The organism is Amycolatopsis kentuckyensis (genome assembly GCF_002155975.1).
GTDB lineage: Bacteria > Actinomycetota > Actinomycetes > Mycobacteriales > Pseudonocardiaceae > Amycolatopsis > Amycolatopsis kentuckyensis.
The window spans coordinates 1-20312 of sequence record NZ_MUMI01000471.1 but is presented as its reverse complement, the minus strand read 5'-3'; the positions used below and the strand labels follow the sequence as shown (position 1 = coordinate 20312).

The following is a 20312-nucleotide window of genomic DNA, read 5'->3' as shown; positions in this document are numbered from 1 at the left end:
GGCACCCGGGTGCCGAGCGGGACGCCGTTGACCGAGAGGCTCACCGGCGCGGTGCCGGCGTAGACCTTGACGTCGGTCGTGGCGGTCGTCCGGACCGCGTCGCGTGCCGAAGTGATGTGCAGGACCGGCCGCGCCGACCAGTTCGCCTGGTACCAGTAGAACGCGTCCTTGCGGGTCACCCGGTCGTCGGTGACCAGGCCCTTGTCGTTGATCCCCGGGCGGTCGCCTTCGTTGCGCCCGTCCGAGGCGAAGTCGAACATCACCCACACGAAGCTGCCCCACAGGTAGGGCCGGGTCTCGATCGCCCGCCACGACGCCTCCGCGACCTCCGCCTGGTACTCCTCCGGGTGCCAGTGCCCGCCCGGCACCGGCGGCACGGGGTGCTGTTCGTGCTGCCGGACGCTCGCGCCGGCCCCGTACTCGGAGACCGAGATCCGGCGCGCCGGATCGGCCCGGTGCGCCTCGTCCGCCCACGTGCCCAGGTTCGCCGCGCCGGGCAGGTACCAGCCGTAGTAGCGGTTGTAGCCGGTGAGGTCGGCGTGCCCGGCGAGGGCGTCGGTGTCGGACAGGCAGCAGTGGGCGTACGTCGTGAGCCGGTCCGGATCGTCCGCACGGAAGACGTCCTGGACCGCGGCGAGCACGGCGTTGGCGGCCGGGCTGGAGACGTACTGCTCGTTGCCCAGGCCCCACATCGCCACCGACGGGTGGTTGACGTTCTGCCGGACCAGCTCGTGGGCTTGGGCGGAAGCGTTCGCCGCGAAGGCCGGGGAATCCGTCACGAAGCCGACCAGCGGCACCTCTGTCCACACCACCAGGCCCAGCCGGTCGGCGAGCTCGTACTCGCGGGGCGAGTGCTGGTAGTGGGCCATCCGGACGGCGTTCGCGCCCAGCTCGGCGATCAGCCGGTAGTCGGTGTCGACATCGGCGTCCGACACGGCGGCGCCCCGGTCCGGGCGGCTGGGCAGCTGGGTGTTCACCCCGTGCAGCGGGTACGGGACGCCGTTGAGGAAGAAGCCGCGTTCCGGATCGACGGCGAAGGTGCGCAGCCCCAGCGGGACGGTCACCTCATCGCCACCTGCCGCCGCGGTGACCGAGTACAGGTAGGGGTCCCGCACGCCGTTCCACCGGTGCGGACGGAGGACGCGCAACGGCACGCTCACCGGAGCGGTGCGGCCCGGTTCCAGCGTGACCGCGGTACCCGAGGCCGCCACGACCCGGCCCGCAGCGTCCCGGACCACCGTCCGGACCGGAATCCGCCGGGTCACCGCGGTGTCGTTGGTGACCCGGGTGGTCACCGAGAGATCCGCCGCTGCTGCGGTGAGCGCCTTCTGGCGGACGGTGACGCCCGGGCCGCCGTAGTCGAGCGCGTCGACGTGGACCGGGTCGGTGGTGATCAGCCGGACGTCGCGGTAGAGGCCGCCGAACAGGGTGAAGTCGCCGTCGAGCGGGGCCACGTCCGCGTTCTTCCGGTTGTCGACCGCCACCGCGACGGACACCGTCCGCCCGGCGGGCGCGAGATCGGTGATGTCGAACCGGAAGCCGGAGTACCCGCCCTCGTGCCGGCCGGCGCGGCGACCTCCGACGTAGACGTCGGTGACCAGGTTCGCGCCGTCGAACTGCAGGAACACCCGCCGGTCCCCCGGCGGGACGGCCAGCCGGGTCCGGTACCAGCCGACGTCGCGCCGGTAGTTGCCACCGCCGTCGGAACCGTCGGCCGCGTTCCAGGTGTGCGGCAGCGAAACCGGCGCCCAGGCGGAGTCGTCGAAATCGGGCGCCGCGGCGCCCGGGACGTCACCGAGGTGGAACCTCCAGCCGGTGGCCAGCACGGTTTCGGTGCGGCCGCGACCGGGGGCCGCCACCGCGGCCGGGACGCAGAAACCGCACAGCAGCAGGGTGATCAGGGCGAAGACGAGGCGGCGCATGCCGGGGACTGTCACAGCCCGCCCGGCCACCGGTCAACGTGGTTCGAGGACTTCGAAACCGCGTTCCGACGAAGGTATTCACCCACACGAAGAGGGGGCCTCCCCCGTGTCCGGGAAAGGCCCCCTCGAAACCGCTCCCGGCTCAGGAAGCCGCGCGGCGCTTCGTCCAGATGTCGTAGGCCACCGCGGCCAGCAGCACGACACCCTTGACCAGCATGACCCGCTCGCTCGGCGCGCCGATCAGCGACATGCCGTTGTTGATCACCGCCATGATCAGGCCACCGGTGATCGCGCCGACCACCTTGCCGACCCCGCCCTGCACGGCCGCGCCGCCGATGAACGCCGCCGCGATCGCGTCGAGCTCGAAGTTGACACCCGCCGTCGGGCCCGCCTGGTTGAGCCGGCCGGCGAAGATGATGCCCGCCAGCGCGGCCAGCACGCCCATGTTGACGAAGATCCAGAACGTCACCTGCTTGACCTTGACGCCCGAGAGCGTCGCGGCCTGCAGGTTGCCGCCCACGGCGTAGATGTGCCGTCCGAACACCGACTTCCCGGCCACCAGCGAGTAGCCGAGCACCAGCACCGCCAGCAGGATGAGCACCCACGGCAGGTTCTTGAACCGGGCCAGCTGCACGACCAGCGCGAGCACCAGCACCGCGATCCCGGCGAGCTTGAGCACGAACACCGGGAAGGGATCGACGTCCTGGCCGTAGCCCATCCGCCCCATCCGCTTGCGCCACTGCGTGAACACGATCCCCGCCACCGCGGCCACACCGGCGAGCAGCGAAACCAGGTCGGCGCCGCCGAGCGGGCCGAGGCCGATGTTGCCCAGGTAGCCGGAGGTGAAGCCGTTCGACAGCGTGCGGATCGCGTCCGGGAACGGGCCGATGCCCTGGTTGCCCAGCACCGTCAGGGTCAGGGCCCGGAACGCCAGCATGCCGGCGAGCGTCACGATGAACGCCGGGATGCCGAAGTAGGCGACCCAGTAGCCCTGCCACGCGCCGATCGCCGCGCCGACGACGAGGGTGATCAGCACGGCCCAGAACCACGGCACGTGCGAGTTCACCATCAGCACCGCCGACACCGCGCCGGTCATCGCGACCACCGACCCGGCGGACAGGTCGATGTGCCCGGAGATGATCACCAGGATCATCCCGATCGCGAGGATCAGCACGTAGCTGTTCTGCACGATGATGTTGGAGATGTTCTGCGGCTCCAGCAGCGCGCCACCGGTGAGCACCTCGAACAGCACCACGATCAGCGCGAACGCGACGTAGATGCCGCTCTGGCGCGGGTTGATCGAGATCCTCCGCTTGGAGCGCTCAACCGGGGGCACGGCGGGCCGCGCTTCGGTCGTGGTCATTCCCGTTCCTTAGTCATGTACTGCATCAGCAGTTCCTGAGTGGCTTCTTCGCGCTGGGCCTCGCCGGTGATCCGCCCCGCCGACAGCGCGTAGATCCGGTCGCAGAGCCCGAGCAGCTCCGGCAGCTCGGAGGAGATGACCAGGACGGCCTTCCCCTGGGCGGCCAGCTCGTTGATGATCGTGTAGATCTCGAACTTCGCGCCCACGTCGATGCCGCGGGTCGGTTCGTCCAGGATCAGCACGTCCGGATCGGTGAAGATCCACTTGGCCAGCACGACCTTCTGCTGGTTGCCGCCGGAGAGCTTCCCGGTGACGCTCTGCACGCTCGGCGCCTTGATCCGCAGGTCACGGCGGTAGCGGTTGGCGGTGTCGTGCTCGGCGTGCTCGTTGACCCAGCCGCGCTTGGCCAGCTTGCCCAGCCCGGCCGCGGACACGTTGCGCTGGATGTCCTCGATCAGGTTGAGCCCGTAGCGCTTCCGGTCCTCGGTGGCGTAGGCGATCCCGTGCCGGACGGCGTCCTGCACCGACCGGACCTCGATCTCCTTGCCGTGCTTGAAGATCCGCCCGGAGATGTCCTTGCCCCACGACCGGCCGAACACGCTCATCGCGAGTTCGGTGCGGCCGGCGCCCATCAGCCCGGCCAGGCCGACGATCTCCCCGCGCCGCAGCGAAAGCGATGCGTTGTCGACGACGACCCGGCCGGCCTGGTTGGGGCTGTGCACGGTCCAGTCCTCGATCCGCAGCACCTCTTCGCCGATCTCCGGTTCCCGCGGCGGGAACCGGTGCTCGAGGTCGCGCCCGACCATGCCGGTGATGATGCGCTCTTCCGTCAGCCCCGCCGCGTCGAGCGTTTCGATCGTCTTGCCGTCACGCAGGATCGTGACGGTGTCGGCGATCGCCGTCACCTCGCCGAGCTTGTGCGAGATGATCACGCACGTGACGCCCTCGTCCCGCAGCCCGCGCAGCAGCTCGAGCAGGTGGGCCGAGTCGTCGTCGTTGAGCGCCGCGGTGGGCTCGTCGAGGATCAGCAGCTTGACCTCTTTGGACAGTGCCTTGGCGATCTCGACGAGCTGCTGCTTGCCGACACCGAGCTCCTGCACCGCCCGCGTGGCGTTTTCGGCGAGGCCGACGCGCTTGAGCAGCGCGCCGGCCTCGTGGTTGGTGCGGTTCCAGTCGACCCAGCCGCGCTTGGCCTGCTCGTTGCCGAGGAAGATGTTCTCCGCGATCGACAACTGGCCGCACAGCGCGAGTTCCTGGTGGATGATCACGATCCCGCGCCGTTCGCTGTCGCGCACCGACCCGAACTCGCACCGCTGCCCGTCGAAGGTGATCTCGCCGTCGTAACTCCCGTGCGGGTAGACGCCCGAGAGCACCTTCATCAGGGTGGACTTCCCGGCGCCGTTCTCCCCGCAGATCGCGTGGATTTCCCCGCGGCGCACGGAAAGATTGACGTCCGACAGCGCCTTGACCCCGGGGAAGGTCTTGGTGATCCCGCGCATGCCGAGCAGTTCGGTCATTTCAGCTGACCTGCCGTGTAGTAGCCCGAGTCGACGAGTTCCTTCTGGTAGTTCGTCTTGTCCACGGTGACCGGCTGCAGCAGGTAGGACGGGACGACCTTCTTGCCGTTGTCGTAGTCCTTCGTGTTGTTGACCTCGGGCTTGCCGCCCTTGAGCACCGCGTCGGCCATCTTGACGGTGGTGTCGGCGAGTTTGCGGGTGTCCTTGAAGATGGTCGAGTACTGCTCACCGGCGATGATGGACTTGACCGAGGCGACCTCGGCGTCCTGGCCGGTGACGATCGGGTACGGCTGGCCGGCGGTGCCGTAGCCGTTGCTCTTCAGCGCCGACAGGATGCCGATCGACAGGCCGTCGTACGGCGAGAGCACGCCCTGGACCTTCGCGCCACCGGTGTAGGTCTTGGTGAGCAGGTCCTCCATGCGCCGCTGCGCGGTGGCCGGGTCCCAGCGCAGGATGGCCGCGCGGGCGAAGTCGGTCTGGCCGCTCTTGACGACCAGCTTGCCGCTGTCCATCAGGGGCTTGAGGACGGACATCGCGCCGTTGAAGAAGAAGGTGGCGTTGTTGTCGTCCGGCGAGCCGGCGAACAGCTCGATGTTGAACGGGCCGGCACCGTCACCGAGGCCCTTGACCAGCGAGTTCGCCTGCTCGACGCCGACCTTGAAGTTGTCGAAGGTGGCGTAGTAGTCGACGTTCGGTGAATTGCGGATCAGCCGGTCGTAGGCGATGACCGGGATCTTCTTGTCGGCCGCCTCCTGCAGCTGGGTGGTGATGGCGGTGCCGTCGATCGAGGCGATGATCAGGACCTTGGCGCCCTTGGTGATCTGGTTCTCGATCTGGTTGACCTGGGTGGGGATGTCGTTCTCGGCGTACTGCAGGTCGACCTTGTAGCCGAGCTTCTCCAGGGCGGCCTTGATGTTGTCGCCGTCGTGGATCCAGCGTTCCGACGACTTCGTCGGCATCGTGACGCCGACCAGGCTGCCCTCGGCGCTGGCGCCGGGCGCGGCCGTCTGGTCCGCGGTCTTCTGGCTCGAGCCGCACGCCGACAGCGTGAGCACGAGCCCCGCGGCGGCGACCGCCGCGATTCCTCTGGTGAACTTCATCGTTCCTTCTTCCTTTCTCAGAAGCCTGTCAGAACCCCTGGGCGAGCCGGTGGTAGGCCTGGTTCCAGCGGATGCGGTCGGCGAAGTCGTGCGGGGTCGTGTCCTTGTCGATGACCAGCAGTTCTACTCCGAGCAGATTCGCGAAGTCTCGCAGGGTCTCGGTGCCCACGGCCTGGGTGAGCACGGTGTGGTGCGGACCGCCCGCGGTGATCCAGGACTCCGCGGACGTCGCCAGCGACGGCGCCGGCTCCCAGACCGCCCGGGCGACCGGCAGGTTGGGCAGCGGCTCGTCCGGCGCGACGACGTCGATCTCGTTGGCCACCAGCCGGAACCGGTCGCCGAGGTCGACCAGGCCGAGCACGACACCGGGGCCGGGTGCGGCGTCGAACACCAGCCGGACCGGGTCTTCGCGGCCGCCGATGCCCAGCGCGTGGATCTCGCAGGACGGCTTGGCGGCGGCGATGCTCGGACAGACCTCGAGCATGTGCGCGCCCAGGATCTTCGGCTTGCCGGGCCCGAAGTGGTAGGTGTAGTCCTCCATGAAGGACGTGCCGCGATCGCGGCCCACGCTCATCGCCTTGACCGCGGCGAGCAGCGCCGAGGTCTTCCAGTCGCCTTCGCCGCCGAAGCCGTAGCCGTCGGCCATCAGCCGCTGCACCGCGAGGCCGGGCAGCTGCCGGAGCCCGCCGAGGTCCTCGAAGTTCGTGGTGAACGCGCCGAACCCGCCGTCGGTGAGGAACTTCCGCAACCCGGCCTCGATGCGGGCGGCGTATTCCAGCGACTCGTGCCGCGCTCCCCCCGCCGCCAGCTCCGGCACAACGTTGTATTCCTCGGCGTACCGCTGCACCAGTGAGTCCACGTCGGACACGGCGTCGACCTGCTCGACGAGCTCGTTCACGCCGTAGGTGTTGACCGAGACGCCGAAGCGCAGTTCGGCCTCGACCTTGTCGCCTTCGGTGACGGCGACGTCGCGCATGTTGTCGCCGAACCGGGCCAGCCGCAGGTTGCGCAGGTGGTCGGCGCCGATCGCGGCCCGGGCCCACGCGTCGATCCGCGCGACGACCGCCGGGTCGGACACGTGCCCGGCGACGGTCTTGCGCGGCACGCCGAGCCGGGTCTGGATGAACCCGAACTCCCGGTCGCCGTGCGCGGCCTGGTTGAGGTTCATGAAGTCCATGTCGATGGTGGACCACGGGAGCGCCTCGTTGAGCTGCGTGTGCAGGTGCAGCAGCGGCTTGCGCAGGGCGTCGAGGCCGGTGATCCACATCTTCGCGGGCGAGAAGGTGTGCATCCAGGCGATCACGCCGACGCACGAGGCGTCGGCGTTCGCCTCCTGCAGCACGCGACGGATGGACGAGGCTTCGGTCAGCACCGGCTTGCCGACGATTTCGGCGGGGAGGCCGCCGGAGGCGGCCAGCAGCTGCTGGATCCGCAGGGACTGGCCGGCGACCTGTTCCAGGGTCTCCTCGCCGTAGAGCGACTGGCTGCCGGTGAGGAACCAGAGCTGGGGTTTCGACGCGCGGGTCATCGTTCTCCTCGAAACGTTTCAGTGCTGGCCGTAGACGTTCTGGTACCGGGCGTAGAGCCGGTCGACGTCCTCGGGCGGGAGGGGTTCGGGCGTGCCGAGCTCGAAGGCCTTGTGGACGGTGCGGGCCACGTCCTCGACCATCACCGCGGCCTTGACCGCGTCGCGCGCGGTGCGGCCGACGGTGAACGGGCCGTGGTTGCGCATCAGCACCGCCGGCGAGCGGCTGGAGCGAAGCGTTTCGACGATGCCGCGGCCGATGGAGTCGTCGCCGATCAGGGCGAACGGCCCGATCGGGATCTCCCCGCCGAACTCGTCGGCGATCATCGTCAGCACGCACGGGATCGGCTCGCCGCGGGCCGCCCACGCCGTGGCGTAGGTGGAGTGGGTGTGCACGACGCCGCCGATCTCCGGCATGTGCCGGTAGACGTAGGCGTGCGCGGCGGTGTCGGACGACGGCGCGAGATCGCCTTCGACGAGCTCGCCGTGCAGGTCGGTGACCACCATGGTGTCCGCCGACAGGTTGTCGTAGGACACGCCCGAGGGCTTGATGACCAGCAGGTCCCGGCCCGGGACCCGGGCCGAGACGTTGCCCGCGGTCCAGATGACCAGCTCGTTGCGGGTCAGCTCGCCGTGCAGCTTCGCCACCGTCTCGCGCAGTTCGGCGACGGTGTCGAGCACTTCACCGGTCAACGACATCAGGACTGTCCTTTCGCGACGGCGCGCTTGCGGGCGGCCAGCCGGTGCATGACATCGTTGCCGCCCCGGCCGAAGTAGTCGTGCAGCTCGGTGTATTCGGCGTACAGCTCGTCGTAGGCGGTGACGTGCGCGGGCACCGGCCGGTACACCGCGCGCTCGACCGAGCCCATCGCGGCGGCGGCCGTGCGGATGTCCGCGTGGGCCCCGGCGGCCACGGCCGCGTGGATGGCCGACCCGAGCGCCGGTCCCTGTGCCGAGCCGATGACCGACAGCGGGAGGTTGGTGACGTCGGCGTAGATCTGCATGAGCAGCGCGTTCTTCGCCAGGCCGCCCGCGATGATCAGCTCGGTGACCGGGACGCCGGCGGCGTTGAACGTCTCGATGATCTTCCGGGTGCCGAAGGCGGTGGCCTCCAGCAGCGCGCGGTAGACGTCCTGGGCGCGGGTGGCGAGCGTCTGCCCGACGATCACGCCGGACAGCTCGTGGTCGACCAGCACCGACCGGTTGCCGCTGTGCCAGTCCAGCGCGATCAGGCCGTGTTCGCCGATCTCCTGCTGGGCGGCGAGGCGGGTCAGGTGCTCGTGTCCCTCGTAGGCCGCCGGGACACCGTGCTCGACGAACCAGCCGAAGATGTCGCCGACGCCGCTCTGGCCGGCCTCGTACCCCCACAGCCCGGCCACGATGCCGCCTTCGACGACGCCGCACATGCCCGGCACCTCGTGCAGCTCGGCGCCGTTCATCACGTGGCAGGTCGAGGTGCCCATGATCGCCACCATCTGCCCGGGCTCGACGGCCTGGGCGGCGGGGGCGGTGACGTGCGCGTCGACGTTGCCGACGGCGACCGCGATGCCCTCGGGCAGCCCGGTCCAGGCCGCGGCCTCCGCGGTCAGCGATCCCGCGCGGGAACCCAGCTGGCCCAGCGGGTGCTCCAGCTTGTCGGCCACGAAGTCCTCGAAGCCGGGGGCGAGCTCGCGGAGGAAGTCGCGGCTCGGGTACTCGCCGTCCTGCAGGATGCCCTTGTAGCCGGCGGTGCAGGCGTTGCGGACGTAGGTCCCGGCGAGCTGCCAGACGATCCAGTCGGCCGCCTCCACCCAGTGCCGCATGGCGGCGTAGACCTCGGGTGCCTCTTCGAACAGCTCCAGGCCCTTGGCGAACTCCCACTCCGAGGAGATCAGGCCGCCGTAGCGCGGGAGCCACTTCTCGCCGCGGGCGCGGGCCAGCTCGTTGATCCGCACGGCCTGCGGCTGCGCCGAGTGGTGCTTCCAGAGCTTCACGTACGCGTGCGGGTTGCCTTCGAACTCGGGCAGTTCGCACAGCGGCGTCCCGTCCGCGGTCGTCGGCACCATCGTGCACGCGGTGAAGTCGGTGGCGATCCCGACGACGTCGGCCGCGTCGACGCCGGCGTCCCGCAGTGCCGCCGGTACGGCGTTGCGGAGCACCCCGACGTAGTCCGCCGGCACCTGCAGCGCCCATTCCGGCGGCAGCGCGCGGCCCGTGGCGGGCAGCGTCTCGTCGAGCACCCCGTGCGGGTACTCGAAGACGCCGGAGCCGAGTTCGGCCCCGTCAGCCACGCGCACGACCACCGCGCGGCCCGACAGCGTGCCGAAGTCGACGCCGACGGTGAGTGGTTCTCCCACGGTGTCTTCCCTCCTGGTTGGTGACCGGGACGCGGCGCGGGCGGCGGTGAACGCGCCGCGTCCCGGGGTCTTAGCGGCCGGTGAGGACCAGCGTCGTCACCGAGTTGGCCGGCAGCGTCAGCTTCGACGTCGCGGCCAGCCCGGTGATCTCCCTGGTCTGCGGCACGATGGTGGTCGGCGCGGCGAGGCTGTTGCGCCCCGCCGGGTCGCCGGTGAGCGTGGTGAGGGTGCCGGTGCCGTCGACGGCGGTGACGCCGGTGAGCGACAGCCGTGCGGTCTGCACCTGGCCGGTCGGGTTGACGAGTTTGACCGTGAAGGTCTTCCTTCCGCTCTTCGTGGTCACGTTGACCACCTGCCGCAGGGGGCTGCCCTGGTTGAGGCGGCTGGTGACGATCTGCTTGCCCAGAGTGCTGGAGAACATCTGCTGCACCCAGTACGACGGCGAGGCGTAGCTCGTCCCGGCGTCGAAGCCGATCAGGTTGACCGGCCAGTTGGACTGGTTTTCGTGCACCAGCACCGGCGCGTACATCGAGCCGATGACGACGTCGCTGTTGCGTTCGAGCCCGGTGAGGAACGCGGCCTCGCCGATGGCGGCGGCCAGGGTGCCGGTGGGCCGGCCGTCCTGGGCGCCGTACTCGCCGACGAGGATGTCCGGGCCGCTGCGGTCGGCGGTGTCGTAGCGGGTCGAGTTGTCGGTGAACCACTGCGGCGACTGGTAGTAGTGGTCGTCCGCGGCGTCCGGGCGCACCCCGGTCGAGGTGCTCGACGCGGCCCCGCCCTGCAGGCCGCCGGTGGTCGCGATGACGGTCAGCTGCGGGTACTTCGCCTTGATGGCGTTGTTCATGTCGGTGAAGCGCCAGGCGTAGCTGCCCGAGCCGTCGAACCAGTCCTCGTTCCCGACCTCGACGTAGTGCAGGTCGAACGGCGCCGGGTGGCCGTCGGCGATCCGCTTGGCGCCCCACGTGGTGGAGCTGTCGCCGATGGCGTACTCGATCTCGTCGAGGGCTTCCTGGACGTACTGCGGGTAGTCGGCCTGGCTGACGTGCTGGCCGTTGAGGGTGTAGCCGGCGAACAGCGCGAGCAGCGGCTGGGCGCCGATGTCCTCGGACAGCTTGAGGTAGTCGAGGATGCCGAAGCCGTCGGTGGACCAGTAGCCCCACGCCGTGTTCTGGTGGCCGGGCCGCTGCTCGAGCGCACCGATGGTCTTCTTCCACTCGAAGCGGGTGTCGAGCGTGTTGCCCTCGAGGTAGTTGCCGCCGGGGACGCGGAACAGGCCGAGCTTCATCGCCGCGAGCTTCTGCCCGAGGTCGGCGCGGACGCCGTTGGGCCGGTTCTTGAAGGTCGGCGGGAACAGCGACACCTGCTGGAACCAGGCGTCCCCGCTCAGCGCGGTCTTGCCCTTGTTGACCAGGGACACGACGATCCGGTTGTCGGTGGACGAGGTGATCGTCGACGGCGTGGTGAAGCTGAAGGACTGCTGCGTCCACGCCGGCCCGACCGGCTGGACGTCCTTGCTCGCCAGCACCGTGCCGTCCGGCTTCTCCAGGCTGACCCGCACCGCACCCTTCCAGCTGCCCTTGGCGAAGAAGCTGCCGGTGTACTTCGTGGACGGCTTCGCGGCGACACCGTAGAAGCCGACGTTCGCGGCGGCAACCCGGCCGGCGGCCGGGACGGTGTCCGCGTGCAGCTTCAGCGCGCGGTCGAGCGCGGTGTTGAGCGGGTTCGCGGTGTCGACCGAGTAGGTCCCGGTCGCGCCCGCCGAGGTGAGCAGCGACCAGTACGGCACCGGCGTGTTGCCCGCGCCGCTGCCGGGCTGGTAGCCCTCCTTGAAGGTGCGGTTGCGGACGAGCTCGGCGTAGAGGCCGCCCTCGACCGAGTGGCTGATGTCCTCGAGGATCGAGCCGTACGTCGTCGCCCGGGTGTTGGCGCGGACGACGTTGGCGTCGACGGCGAGCTGGTTGGCCCCGGCGAGGGTGCCGATCTGGGCCGCGGTGAGGGGGAAGCGGCGCAGCTCGACCTCGTCGACGGCGCCGGTCAGGCCGGAGCCGACGGTGAACGGGGCCGCCGCGGTGCCCGAGGCCGGGCAGGCGGCGACGTCGAGGGTCGTCCCGGTGGGGGTGCCGCAGGTGCTGGTGACCGCGGAGGCGTCGCCGTCGGCGTAGACGGTGAGCCGCTGCGCGGCGCGGTCGAGGACCAGGGCGGCGTGGTGCCAGTTCCCGTCGGCGAGCCCGCCGCCGTTCGTGGTCACCTGGATCGTGCCGACGCGGGCGGTGAGCTTGCCGCCGGCCACGCCGAGCGCGTAGCCGTCACCGTGGTCGACCAGGGTGCCCGACGCGGTGGTGCGGAACCAGGCGGCCAGGGAGAGCGAGCCGGTGCCGGTGTCGAACGCCGGCGCGGTTCCCATGTCCACAGTGGACTTGCCGTCGAGCTGGACGGCCTGGCCGGCCGCCCCCGCGGTCCAGGTCGCGCCCTTGAGCGTGCCGTCGGCCGCGTTCGCCGAAGCGTCGCGCGCGATCGCCCCGGCACCTTCGTCGAAGTGCCACGAGCCGCTCGCGGCCAGCGCGGCGACGGCGGATCCGGTCAGCGGCGTCGGGTACGCGCGGACGTCGTCGATGCCGCCGTCGAACCAGTCGACGGGGCTGCCGGCCCACTTGCCGCGGCCGATCTCCAGGTGCCCGCTCGCGGTCCACGGCGTGGTGAACGGGACGCTCTGCTGCAGGGTTCCGTTGACGTACAGGGAAAGCGTGCCGGCCGCCCGGTTGTAGACGCCGGCCACGTGCTGCCACTGGCCGGCCTGCGCGGGCAGCGTGGACACCGCCGAAGACGCGGCGGAGTCACCGTCGGCCGCGCGGCGGGCGAAGGCGAACCGGCCGTCGGCGGCGCGCTGGAGGTAGAAGCCGCTGATCGCCGAGCCGTCGACGCTCACGGCCGTCCGGAAGCCGCCGGCCGCGGTGGGCTTGACCCACGCCGACACCGAGAAGCTCTGCGCGGTGTCCACGACCGGACCCGGGACGTCGACCGCCGCGTCGGTGCCGTTGAACGCGCCGCCGTGCGGGCCGACGACGCCGTCGCCCCAGGCGGCCCCGCCGGTCAGGGTGGCGGTGCGCGCGTCGAGGGAGTCGTCCGTGGTGGTGGTGCCGGTGCCCTCGTCGAGACCCCAGTGCCCGGCGATGGCCAGGCGGGCGGCGTCGGCGGCGCTCAGCGCACCCGCGTAGGCGCGGACGTCGTCGATCGTGCCGTCGACGAAGTCCACCGGGTTGCCGCCGTACTTGCCGCGGCCGATCACCAGGTGACCGGTGCCCGCCCAGGCCGTGGGCGCGGCGACGGTGGTCTGGCGGGTGCCGTCGACGTAGAGGGACAGCGTCGACGCGCTCGCGTCGTACACGCCGGTCAGCTGGTACCACTGGCCGGCGACGGGGTCGAAGTTCGCGCCCGCGACGACGCCGTCGGTCGGGGCGTCGCCGGCCAGCCGGGTGAAGGCGAACCGGCGGGAGTCGTCACGGAACTGCAGGAAGAAGTTGCTCACCTGGGCGCCGTCGACGCTGACGAACGTCTGGTAGCCCGACGTCTTGTCCAGCTTCACCCAGCTGCTCACCGAGAAGCTCCGGGTCGTGTCGAGCACGGGCGCACCCGCGTCCGCGAAACCGCCGGCCCCGTCGGTGGTCAGGCCGCCGCCGCGGATGCCCGGGCCCCAGCCCGCACCGCCGGTCAGCGTGGCGGGGTGGCTGCCGGCGGTGTCGGCGGCGGTCGTCCCGCTGCCGTCGTCGAACGTCCAGTGCCCGGCCAGGCCCGGCTCCGGGTCCGCCGCGGCGGCCGGCGCCGCCGCGATGGGGACGGCGGCGCACAGCGCCAGAGCGGCGAGCACGGCCGTGGGCCGCCGCAGTCTGCGGAGCATGGGTCTCCTTTGAGGTTCAGCGGGTCCGTCGGGTGACGAGCCGCTGCAGGACGATGAAGACGAACAGGAGGGCCCCGGTGATGATCGAGGTCCACCAGGAGTTGAGGGTGCCGTCGAAGGTGATCAGCGTCTGGATGATGCCGAGCACCATGATCCCGAGCACGGTGCCCAGGACGTACCCGGAGCCGCCGGTCAGGATGGTGCCGCCGATGACGACCGCGGCGATCGCCGTCAGCTCCAGGCCGACGCCGTTGAGCGGGTCGCCCGAGGACTTGTACAGCACCAGCAACAGGCCGCCGAGCGCCGAGCAGACCCCGCTGATCGTGTACACCGCGATCTTGGTGCGGCCGGTCTTGAGGCCCATCAGCATCGCGGACTGCGCGTTGCCGCCGATCGAGTACACCGTGCGCCCGAACCGGGTGAAGGCCAGGACGTAGGCCGCGGCGGCGACGACCAGCAGGGCGACCACCACGCTGATCGAGATGTGCAGCTCGCCGCCGAGCGGGATCTGCGTCTGGGCCAGGGTGGCGATCGTCGCGTTGTCGATCGAGTAGGCCTCGGTGGTGATCGTGTAGCAGAGGCCGCGGGCGAAGAACATCCCGATCAGCGTCGCGATGAACGGCTGGATCTCGAAGAAGTGGATCAGCGCGCCCATCCCGGCGCCCAGCAGCGCGCCGACCACCAGCACCACGGCGATCGCCGCGTACGCCGGCCAGCCGTGCTTCTGCATCAGGTCGCCGGAGATCACGGTGGACAACGCGACCACCGACCCGACGGACAGGTCGATGCCGCCGGTGAGGATCACGAACGTCATGCCGACCGCGACCACGAGCAGGAAGGCGTTGTTGATGAACAGGTCGAGGACGACCTGTCCGGATCCGAAGGCCTCGTACTGGATCGCACCGAACACGTACGCGGCGATCAGCAGCGCCAGCGTCGCGAGGATCGGCACGTGCCGCTGCTGCGGCCGGTAGCCCTTCACGCGGGCGAGCGTGGTCATGCCGTGACCTCAACCTTCTCGGGAGCGGACGTGGTGGCCGGCTGCCCCGGCCGCTGGGTCCGGCGGCGCCGGAGCTTCCGGCGGAAGGCCGGCGACTGCAGGAGACACACCGCCAGCACGACCAGGGCCTTGACCAGCATGATCGCCTCGGGCGGGATGCCGAGGGCGTAGACGGTGGTGGTGAGCGTCTGGATGAGCAGCGCACCGATCACCGAGCCGCCGAGGGAGAACCGGCCGCCGGTCAGCTGGGTGCCACCGACCACGACGGCGAGGATCGCGTCGAGCTCGATGAACAGCCCGGCGTGGTTGGCGTCGGCGCTGTGCACGTTCGCGCTGATCATCAGCCCGGCGATGCCCGCGCACAGGGCGCAGAAGACGTAGACGAGCCAGGTCAGCCGGGCCGCCCGGAGGCCGGCCAGGCGGCTGGCTTCGGGGTTGCCGCCGACCGCCTCGACCAGCAGGCCGAGTGCCGACCGGCGGACCAGCACCGACGCGAGCGCGAACACCGCCAGCGCGATGAAGATCGCGCCGGGCAGGGTGAACAGGAACCCGCTGCCGATCCACTCGAAGGAGTGGGAGTTGACGGTGATGATCTGGCCGTCGGTGATCAGCTGCGCGATGCCCCGGCCGGCGACCATGAGGATCAGCGTGGCGATGATCGGCTGGATGCCCAGTGCCGCGACGAGCCAGCCGTTCCACACGCCGAGCACCAGGGACAGCCCCAGCGCCAGCCCGAACGCGATCAGCGTGGTGCCGACGCCGTCGGGGTTGTCGCTGACCCAGAGGCAGGCGAGCGCGCCGCTGATCGCCACGACCGCGCCGACCGAGAGGTCGATGCCGCGGGTGGCGATCACCAGCGTCATGCCGATCGCGATGAGGATCAGCGGGGCGCCGTTCTTGAGGATGTCGACGAGGTTCCCGTAGAGGTGCCCGTCGCGCAGCTCGATCTTGAAGAACGACGGGCTGGCGATCAGGTCGCCCACCAGCAGCACCAGCAAGGCCACCACGGGCCAGAAGAGCCGTTGTTTCGTCAAGCCTTTCACGCCTGCACCCCCTCGGCCATCGTGGCCATGACGTCGTCCGCGGTGAGCGCCTGGTTTTCCCGCTCCGCCACGACTTTGCGGTCCCGCAGCACCACGACCCGGTGGCTCAGCCGCAGGACCTCTTCCAGTTCGGCGGAGATGAACACGACGGCCATGCCGTCGCCCGAGAGCTGGGTGACCAGCCGCTGGATCTCCGTCTTGGCGCCGATGTCGATGCCGCGCGTGGGCTCGTCGAGGATCAGCAGCCGCGGTTCGGTGATGAGCCAGCGGGCCAGCAGGACCTTCTGCTGGTTGCCGCCGGAGAGGTTGCCCACCAGCGCTTCGGGGTTGGCGGGCCGGATGTCGAGTGCCTTGATGTACTTCTCGGCGATTTCGTCCTGGCGGCGGCGCGACAGTGGCCGCGCCCAGCCGCGGGAGGCCTGCAGCGCCAGGACGATGTTCTCGCGGACGGTCAGTTCCTCGACCAGACCTTCGGCCTTGCGGTTCTCCGAGAGGAACGCGATCTTGTGGTCGAGCCCGGCGCGCGGGGTGCGCAGCGAGGTGACCTCGCCGTCGACCCGCACCGTGCCGCTGTCGGCGTGGTCGGCGCCGAAGAGCAGCCGGGCGAGTTCGGTGCGGCCGGAGCCGAGGAGCCCGGCCAGCCCGACGACCTCGCCGGCGTGGATGGCGAGGTCGAAGGGCGCGACGCCGCCCTTGCGGCCGAGGCCTTCGGCGGCCAGCAGCACGGGTGCGCCGGCGACCTCGGCCCGGCTGGGGCCGGAGTCCTCCAGGTCCTCGAGGACCTGGAGTTCCTTGCCGATCATCCTGGTGACCAGTTCGACCGGCGTGATGTCCGCGGTGCGGTACTCGCCGATCAGTTTTCCGTTGCGCAGCACGGTCATCCGGTCGGCGATGGCGAAGACCTGGTCGATGAAGTGCGAGACGAACAGGATCGCCATGCCGCTTTCGCGCAGGGACCGGACGACCTTCAGCAGCTGCTCGACTTCGCCGGCGTCCAAACTGGACGTCGGCTCGTCGAGGACGAGCACCCGCGCGTCGACGTCGAGCGCGCGGGCGATCGCGACCAGCTGCTGCACCGCGATGGAGCAGGTGGACAGCTCGGCCGAGACGTCGACGTGGACGTCCAGCCGGGCCAGCAGCTCCTCGGCCCGCTTCCGCATCGGGCCCCATTGGATGCGGCCGAAGCGGCGGGGTTCGCGGCCGAGACAGACGTTCTCGGCCACGGACAGGTTCGGGCAGAGGTTGACTTCCTGGTAGACCGTGCTGACACCGGCCTGCTGGGCCTCGCCGGGCCCGCTGAAGGCGACGTCGTCGCCGGCCAGTTCGATCGTGCCCGCGTCCACCCCGTACACGCCGGTCAGCACCTTGATGAGGGTGGACTTCCCGGCGCCGTTCTCGCCCATCAGGGCGTGGACTTCGCCGGGGTACATCCGGAAGTCGACCCCGTCCAGGGCGAGGACGCCGGGGAACTCCTTGCGGATACCGCTCATCCGCACCATGGGCTGCGGTTCAGGCATGTGGTGTGCTCCGGGGTGGACGCGGGGGTCGTGAGTGGTGCGGGCCGGAACCCGCGCCACCACTCACGACCCGCAGGCGGTTGTCAGTACTGGCGCTGCGGCAGCGCGGCCTTGGCCGACGCCTGGTCGAACTCGGTTTCCTGGGTCTCGATGCGGGCGGGCACCTGCTCGCCGGCGGCGACCTTCTTGACGAGGTCCATCAGCTGCGGGCCGAGCAGCGGGTTGCACTCGACGATGTGGTTGATCTTGCCGTCGGCGAGGGCCTGCATGCCGTCCTTGACCGCGTCCACGGAGACGATCTTGATGTCCTTGCCCGGGACCTTGCCCGCGGCTTCGATGGCCTCGATGGCACCGAGGGCCATGTCGTCGTTGTGGGCGTAGAGGACGTCGATCTTGGGCTGGGACTTCAGGAAGGCCTCCATGACCTCCTTGCCCTTGGCGCGGGTGAACTCACCGGTCTGCGACGCGACGATCTTGTACTTCGGGTCGGCCGCGATGACGTCCGCGAAGCCCTTCTTGCGGTCGTTCGCCGGGGCCGAGCCCGTGGTGCCCTGCAGCTCGACGATGTTCACCTGGCCGGTGGCGCTGCCGTACTCCTTGGTCAGCCACTCCCCCGCCTTCTTGCCCTCGGCGACGAAGTCGGAGCCGAGGAAGGTCTTGTAGAGCGACTTGTCCGGCGAGTCGATCGCGCGGTCGGTCAGGATGACCGGGATGTTGGCCGTCTTGGCTTCCTTCAGGACGGTGTCCCAGCCGGACTCGACGACCGGCGAGAAGGCGATGACCTTGACCTTCTGCTGGATGTACGAGCGGATCGCGGAGATCTGGTTCTCCTGCTTCTGCTGCGCGTCGGAGAACTTCAGCTCGATCCCGGCGGTCTTCGCCGACTCCTGGATCGACTTGGTGTTCGCCGTCCGCCAGCCGCTCTCGGCGCCTACCTGGGCGAAGCCGAGCGTAACGGCCCCGCCGGACGAACCGCCGGACGAACCGCCACTTCCGCAGGCGGTGAGCAGCACGAGTCCGGCCGCCGCGGCCGCCGCGGCGGCCCATCGCTTCTTCAGCACGTTCACTCCTCGATCGACGATGATCAGTGGGAAAACCTGGGTGGGGACTATTCGGGGATGAAAACTGGGTGGTGCGTGTTAGCGCTAACAATCCCTCGGGAACCACCGGTCCCCGCCGGCCGCGGCGCTAGCGCGGTCCGGTGCTCTCGCGCACGATCAACTCGGGGACGACCAGGGCGCGCGCGTGCCGGTCGCCTCCGTCCATCCGCCCGGCCAGCAGGCCGAACGTACGCCGTCCGACTTCGATGAAGTCCTGGCGCACCGTCGTCAGCGGCGGCGTGAAGTACGCCGCCTCGGGGACGTCGTCGAAGCCGGCCACGCGCACGTCGCGCGGCACCGAGATGCCCGCTTCGGCGAACGCGCGCAGCAGGCCCAGTGCCATCTGGTCGTTGCCGGCGAAGACGGCGTCCAGATCCTTTTCCTTGGCGAGGGATCGCCCCGCCTCGTACCCGGAGCGCGAGCTCCAGTCGCCGCGGATCACCCGCGGGGCCCCGACGCCGTGGCGTTCCAGGGTTTCCCGCCAGCCGAGCTCGCGGTCGCGGGCCTCCAGCCAGTCCTCCGGCCCGGCGATGTGCCACACCGTGCGGTGGCCCAGCGCCAGGAGGTGTTCGGTGGCCCGGCGGGCACCGTCGCGCTGGTCGACGGAGATGACCGGCACCGGTGCCGCCTCCCCGCCGCCGACCGCGACGACCGGGAAGTCCGCGGGTGCGGCTTCCAGGGCCCGGCCCGCGCTGACGTGCGGGGCGATCACGATGACGCCCTCGACCGCCTGGCGGCGCAGGTTCTCCACCGCGTCGGCGATCGACGACCGGCCCGGCCGGCTGACGCTCGAGATGGTGATCGCGTACCCGGCTTCCCGGGCGGCGTTCTCGATGCCGTACAGCGTGCTGGCCGGACCGTACAGATTGGACTCGAGCGCGACGACGCCCAGCGTGCCGGTCCGCCCGGTGACCAGCGCACGGGCCGCCGAGTTGGGCCGGTAACCCAGTTCCTCGATCGCCGCGAGCACCCGGGCCCGGGTCTCGGGGCGCACCGGGCCGGTCCCGTTGATCACCCGGGACACGGTCATGTGGGACACGCCCGCCACGCCCGCGACGTCGGTCAGGCTCGGCTGCCGCGTGCCCGCGGCGGTCGCCTTCACGGGGCCGCCGGAGCGGGGTCGTTCGGCCACCGGCGTCCCCTTCCGTCCGCTCCGACATGGTCTGCGTCACCTGTTCCGGTGACGACGAGGAGTTAGTGTTAGCGATAACACCCACGGGGTCAACCCCGGGTCGCGTAACGGTCTAGTCACATGCCCTTCACATGGGCCCGCCGACGAATTCGACGGCGCGACCTGCGCGGAGCGTCGTTTGAAATTCACCGCCCGTCAGCGCGGCCCGGTGTTCAACGGCATGTTCGCCGGTCTTCCGGGGCGTCTACCACACGCTTTCGGCGGCCGTTCCGACAGCTCCGGGTGAGCGGGTCAGAACGCCACGGTGGCGGCGACGGGCAGGTGATCGCTGCCGGTCGCGGGCAGGGTCCAGGCCGCCACCGGGCGCACCCCGGAAACGAAGACCTGATCGATCCGCGCCACGGGCAGCCCGGCCGGCCAGGTGAACCCGAAACCGTCGCCCGCCTCGTCCTGCGCGCTCCGCAGGCGCGTGGTCACCGGCGCGAGCGCCCGGTCGTCCTCGGTGCCGTTGAAATCGCCGACGAGCACGGTCCGCGGCGCGGATTCCGCGGCGATGGCCGCAGCCAGCAGGCCCATCGCCTCGTCGCGGCCGTTCGCGGTGAACCCGGCGTCGAGGCGCACGCGCACCGAAGGCAGGTGGGCCACGAAGACCGCCACCGGCCCCTTTGGAGTGTCCACTGTGGTCTGCAGCGCGCGGGTCCACGGCATGATCGCCACCGGCCGCGTGCCGCGCAGCGGGTAGGTGCTCCAGACCCCGACGGTGCCCTGGACGGAGTGGTACGGGTAGCCCGCGGCGAGGGCGTCTTCGTACTTCGGGACCTCGGACTTCTTCAGTTCCTCGAGCGCGATCACCTGCGCGCCC

At 70.5% G+C, this 20312-nt stretch carries 14 protein-coding genes; all 14 read right to left on the bottom strand.

The genetic code is table 11. The features are described from left to right. Positions 1-1922: glycoside hydrolase family 2 protein (locus tag CCN39_RS37350; protein ID WP_086850168.1), on the bottom strand; the 1922-nt coding region annotated here is incomplete at its 3' end. Positions 1923-2064: 142 nt separating this feature from the next. After that, the gene (mmsB, locus tag CCN39_RS37345) at positions 2065-3285 is read right to left on the bottom strand and encodes a multiple monosaccharide ABC transporter permease (RefSeq protein WP_086850165.1); all 1221 of its coding nucleotides are present in this window, start codon (positions 3283-3285) and stop codon (positions 2065-2067) included. Then, positions 3282-4802: a multiple monosaccharide ABC transporter ATP-binding protein gene (gene mmsA / locus CCN39_RS37340; protein WP_086850163.1), complete on the bottom strand. Its 1521-nt coding sequence runs from the start codon at positions 4800-4802 to the stop codon at positions 3282-3284. Before mmsA ends, mmsB begins: the two co-directional genes overlap by 4 nt. Next, the gene (gene chvE, locus CCN39_RS37335; protein ID WP_086850161.1) at positions 4799-5902 is read right to left on the bottom strand and encodes a multiple monosaccharide ABC transporter substrate-binding protein; all 1104 of its coding nucleotides are present in this window, start codon (positions 5900-5902) and stop codon (positions 4799-4801) included. The genes mmsA and chvE overlap by 4 nt, the downstream gene beginning before the upstream one ends. Positions 5903-5930: 28 nt before the next feature. Then, positions 5931-7430 carry an L-arabinose isomerase gene (araA, locus tag CCN39_RS37330; protein WP_086850159.1) on the bottom strand — a complete coding sequence of 500 codons (1500 nt, stop codon included), beginning with the start codon at positions 7428-7430 and terminating at the stop codon, positions 5931-5933. 18 nt (positions 7431-7448) lie between these two features. Continuing rightward, a complete protein-coding gene (locus tag CCN39_RS37325) occupies positions 7449-8126 on the bottom strand; it encodes an L-ribulose-5-phosphate 4-epimerase (RefSeq protein ID WP_086850157.1) in 678 nt (225 codons plus the stop codon). Continuing rightward, the gene (gene araB, locus CCN39_RS37320) at positions 8126-9763 is read right to left on the bottom strand and encodes a ribulokinase (RefSeq protein WP_086850155.1); all 1638 of its coding nucleotides are present in this window, start codon (positions 9761-9763) and stop codon (positions 8126-8128) included. The genes CCN39_RS37325 and araB overlap by 1 nt, the downstream gene beginning before the upstream one ends. A 70-nt stretch (positions 9764-9833) precedes the next feature. Beyond that, entirely contained in the window at positions 9834-13658 is a 3825-nt protein-coding gene (locus CCN39_RS37315) for an alpha-L-arabinofuranosidase family protein (RefSeq protein ID WP_086850153.1), read from the bottom strand. Between the two features lie 16 nt (positions 13659-13674). Next, positions 13675-14658, bottom strand: a complete 984-nt coding sequence (yjfF, locus tag CCN39_RS37310) for a galactofuranose ABC transporter, permease protein YjfF (RefSeq protein WP_086850151.1) — start codon at positions 14656-14658, stop codon at positions 13675-13677. Then, positions 14655-15692 carry an ABC transporter permease gene (locus tag CCN39_RS37305; protein WP_434781150.1) on the bottom strand — a complete coding sequence of 346 codons (1038 nt, stop codon included), beginning with the start codon at positions 15690-15692 and terminating at the stop codon, positions 14655-14657. Before CCN39_RS37305 ends, yjfF begins: the two co-directional genes overlap by 4 nt. A gap of 5 nt (positions 15693-15697) precedes the next feature. Beyond that, a complete protein-coding gene (locus tag CCN39_RS37300) occupies positions 15698-17200 on the bottom strand; it encodes a sugar ABC transporter ATP-binding protein (protein WP_167455298.1) in 1503 nt (500 codons plus the stop codon). 101 nt (positions 17201-17301) lie between these two features. Continuing rightward, positions 17302-18285, bottom strand: a complete 984-nt coding sequence (locus CCN39_RS37295; protein WP_086850145.1) for an ABC transporter substrate-binding protein — start codon at positions 18283-18285, stop codon at positions 17302-17304. A gap of 121 nt (positions 18286-18406) precedes the next feature. Continuing rightward, positions 18407-19450 (bottom strand): LacI family DNA-binding transcriptional regulator, encoded by a 1044-nt coding sequence (locus tag CCN39_RS37290; protein ID WP_086850142.1) that lies wholly within the window; start codon positions 19448-19450, stop codon positions 18407-18409. Positions 19451-19741: 291 nt separating this feature from the next. Continuing rightward, positions 19742-20312, bottom strand: a 571-nt coding sequence (locus tag CCN39_RS37285) for an endonuclease/exonuclease/phosphatase family protein (protein WP_208630566.1), incomplete at its 5' end; no start/stop codon positions are given.